This window comes from Ascidiimonas aurantiaca, assembly GCF_037646345.1.
GTDB classification, from domain to species: Bacteria; Bacteroidota; Bacteroidia; order Flavobacteriales; family Flavobacteriaceae; genus Ascidiimonas; species Ascidiimonas aurantiaca.
In genome coordinates this window covers 1-3,713 of sequence record NZ_JBBEWR010000034.1, presented here as the reverse complement: position 1 = coordinate 3,713, position 3,713 = coordinate 1, and the positions used below count along the sequence as shown (strand labels likewise).

The following is a 3,713-nucleotide window of genomic DNA, read 5'->3' as shown; positions in this document are numbered from 1 at the left end:
ATATAAAGATGGTGGTGGGCAGTTTAGGTATGTCTATCAGTATAGAGATCACTTAGGGAACGTTCGACTCTCTTACCAAGATAGCAACAATGACGGGACAATTGACCCATCTACGGAAATCCTTAGTGAGAAAAATTATTATCCTTTCGGGTTAAAACATCAAGGTTACAACTCGAACATTAGCGGGGGCGAGAACAATTACATGACCTTCCAAGGTAAAGAGCATCAGCGAGAGCTTGGGCTTGAGACCTATGATTTTGGTTTTAGAGCCTTTGACCCTGCAATCGCAAGATGGACGGTTGTTGATCCGCTTGCAGAAAGAAGGTATGAACTGACGCCCTACAATTTTGTGCAGAACAGCCCCATGTTTAGAATTGATCCCGATGGATTGACAGATTTTGCCTTGAACAAAGAGACGGGTGAAGTTAGCCAAGTTGGTGAAACCAATGATGATCCAGACAGAATAGTCAAGACCGATAAAAACGGTAATGTCAAAAAGAAAGGTGAAGGGTTCTTGGGCTTTTTGGTCAGAAAATCTGAAAGGGGTAAGGCGAAGGTTGCTGTCGATGGTATTGGAAAAGGTATATTGAAAGATGGTCAGAACTTCAAAACAGAAAATAATGCTTTTGAAGTTGGTGGAGAAGGACAGCCTACAGAGCAAGATGTAGAATCATTTGCTTTAAAGTTATCGGATTATGTTGGAACTGAAATAGGAGGCGCATATTTTTCTAAAGATGGAGAAAGCACAACACACATCACGATAGGTCGGTATAAAGACAATAGCTATAAAAAGACAAAATCATATGGTGTTGGAGCATTTAGGGAATTTGTAAGTACCGTAAAAGAGTTCACTTCAAGCTTGACAGGCTTTTTCCATACTCATCCAAATGGTGTAGGTATTAGTGATTCTGATAGGTTAGTCCCCTCATTGCCAGATAGAGAGTCAAGAGATAATGCTCTCGATGCTAATCCTAGTTTGAAGTTTTTCCTTCTTACGCATCCTGATTATGGTGGTAGGTTTCCTAAAAAAATTAATTATACAACAGGTTATCCATCTAGTGATAGAAGATAATCAATAAAAATATTTAATATGAAGTTAAACACTTTGTTTTTATTAAGCTTATTCTTATTATTAGGTAGCTGCGGAACTTTTAAAAAAAATTTAACCCAAAAAGGAGGGAATAAAGAAGCTGTACAAAATGCGATTCTTGATTTTTCAAATACTAGTAGACTCTACAACAATGACAGTGTTTTTTCTGTATGGGTTTATGATAAATTGCATAAAATGGTTTTAAAAGAAACTGATGACAGAAACAGTGAATGGGTCGAAGACAAACTATATGAAGGAATAGTGGCAGTAAGTATCTCTGCTTCCCATAATAAAATACTTTATACCGACGGTGCAAAAATTGGGCAAAAAGGGGTTAAGATGCCAACCCGATTTATTGAAAAGGATGGTAAACTGTTCTATTGGAGGGATGATGATTATCCCTTGACACAAGAGACATTAACTGTATTTAAGAAATATAATTTACTTGTAAACAATGATTTAGATGGAGTTGTGGAATTCTACGACTTTACAGTCAATGATGCTCAAAAAGGAGTCCATTACTATTTTTGCAAAAATAATTTACTAAAATATAAGAAGATAACTATCCATAAAGCCATAGGTTATTATGATGCTCCAAGCATAAATTGTAGTTCCCGGTAGTGCCCCAAACGGATGTTTTAAAGAAAGGCCTTAGTTTTTAATTTGATTATCAATAATTTATATTTAAGATAAGCCTCTCAATAGAGGGCTTATCTAGTTCTTTGAAATCTCCACTATAGCCTGGGCTTAGTGCAATATGACCAGATGGGCAATATTACCCGGCTGACAAGGAACGGCCACCGGGATGTAAATGCTTCGAGTTTTGGATTGATGGATGATCTTACCTATTGGTATCAGGGCAACCGGCTACAGGCCGTAGATGATGCCATAGCCGCCAGTGCAGTGACCGGTTTTAAAGACGGAGCTGAAGCCACTACGGAATACTTTTATGACGGCAATGGCAACATGACCCGGGATGATAATAAAGGGATCACGAATATTACCTATAACCATCTCAATTTACCCACCCAGGTAAGTTTTGTTAGTGGGAATATTCAATATACCTATGATGCTGCCGGGAGCAAACTTCGCAAGACCGTTACCGAAAGTGGGAACACTACCACTACAGACTATTTAGGTGGTTATGTCTATGAGAACGGCCAACTACAATTTTTTAACACCTCCGAAGGCTATGTATATAAAGACGGTGGGGGGCAGTTCAGGTATGTGTATCAATATAGAGATCACTTGGGGAATATAAGGCTGTCGTATTCAGATGATAATAATAATGGCTCAATTGCACAAGCTGAGATTAGGGAAGAAAATAATTATTATCCTTTTGGACTTGAACATAAAGGTTATAATAATCAGATAAACGGCACTGAAAATAACTACTTTACCTATCAGGGAGTAGAGCTAAGTGAATCTTTTGGCTACAATTTGTTGGAGTTTGAGTTGAGACATTACGATCCTGCTTTGGGAAGATTCATTGCTACAGACCCTTATGAGCAGTTTCATTCGCCTTATGTGGCTATGGGTAACAATCCTGTGGTGGCTTTTGATCCAACCGGTGGTAAATGTTTTGATGCTAATGGAAAAGAAGTAGCCTGCCCTGATGATGAAATGTATGATGAGTATCGAGATAGCGATGAAAACCATATAACTATGTTAGATGAAGTGGAAGTAAGTAGTTCGCAACCTAATAATCAGGAAGGATTATTTATTTTTACAAATCATAGATTTCCCGCCATAGCGGAACTTTCCGGGATAGATCACTTTCTTGCAGAAGTTGCTGTTAATATACAAGGGTATAGAGTTGAACAAGGTCCTTTTGGAAACTATAATGTGGATGCTCAAGGTAATGTTATTTTTGGACCCTATAATGGAGGGTTAGGTACTGTTGGCCTGATTGGAGGATTCTACAATCCAAAAAATTTACTTAAAGTAGCTACACTTTTGGATAAGGGAGGTTTAACCAAAATCGGTAGAGCTTTACAGAAACATGGCAGTAGAGCAGGCTCTAAATTCCCAAAAGTAACAGGAAACCAAGCAAGCATAAATGCTCAAGGAGAGCAAATACTTAGTAATATTTTAAATAACCCAGCTTCAACCACCACAACAAGGCATCATGCAAGATTTGGTGATATTCTCGAAGTTATGGCGCCAAATGGACAAGGAGCAAGATTTTCTGCGGATGGAGAAACATTTATTGGATTAATCGAAAAAATAAAATAATGAGAGAAATGGAAATACAAATAGTAGATGTTCCTGATAGAGAGGATTTAGTGATAGAAATATGGTCAGGGGATAACTTGTTATGTGAAATAAATAAAGAAAAAGGACAATTAGAGATAGAGTTCTTTAAAGGAATGATTGGAAAAGTCAACTATTCCGTATTCATGAATGCTTTGGAGAAAGGTAAAAAAAAACTTTTGGAGGAAGATTAAATAGTTAATGAGTTAAAATAGAGCTTACATAAATTATTTAATTTTAGCATCCATTACAATGACCCGCAGAAAGGGTAGTGTCCCAAACGGGTGCTTTATAGAAAAGCGTGAGATTTTAATTTGATTATCAATAATTTGTATTTATAATAAACCTCTTAAAAGAGGCTTATGATGAC

The 3,713-nt window shown here is 37.2% G+C and carries 4 protein-coding genes; all 4 read left to right on the top strand.

Features of this window, described 5'->3' with window-relative positions:
* A partial coding sequence (locus WAO84_RS17110; RefSeq protein ID WP_340067364.1) for an RHS repeat domain-containing protein occupies positions 1-1,072 on the top strand: 1,072 nt, incomplete at its 5' end.
* 18 nt (positions 1,073-1,090) lie between these two features.
* Entirely contained in the window at positions 1,091-1,711 is a 621-nt protein-coding gene (locus tag WAO84_RS17105; RefSeq protein WP_340067363.1) for a hypothetical protein, read from the top strand.
* Positions 1,712-1,855: 144 nt separating this feature from the next.
* Positions 1,856-3,325 (top strand): RHS repeat domain-containing protein, encoded by a 1,470-nt coding sequence (locus WAO84_RS17100; protein ID WP_340067362.1) that lies wholly within the window; start codon positions 1,856-1,858, stop codon positions 3,323-3,325.
* Positions 3,325-3,537 (top strand): hypothetical protein, encoded by a 213-nt coding sequence (locus WAO84_RS17095; RefSeq protein ID WP_340067361.1) that lies wholly within the window; start codon positions 3,325-3,327, stop codon positions 3,535-3,537. The genes WAO84_RS17100 and WAO84_RS17095 overlap by 1 nt, the downstream gene beginning before the upstream one ends.
* Positions 3,538-3,713 lie beyond the last annotated feature (176 nt).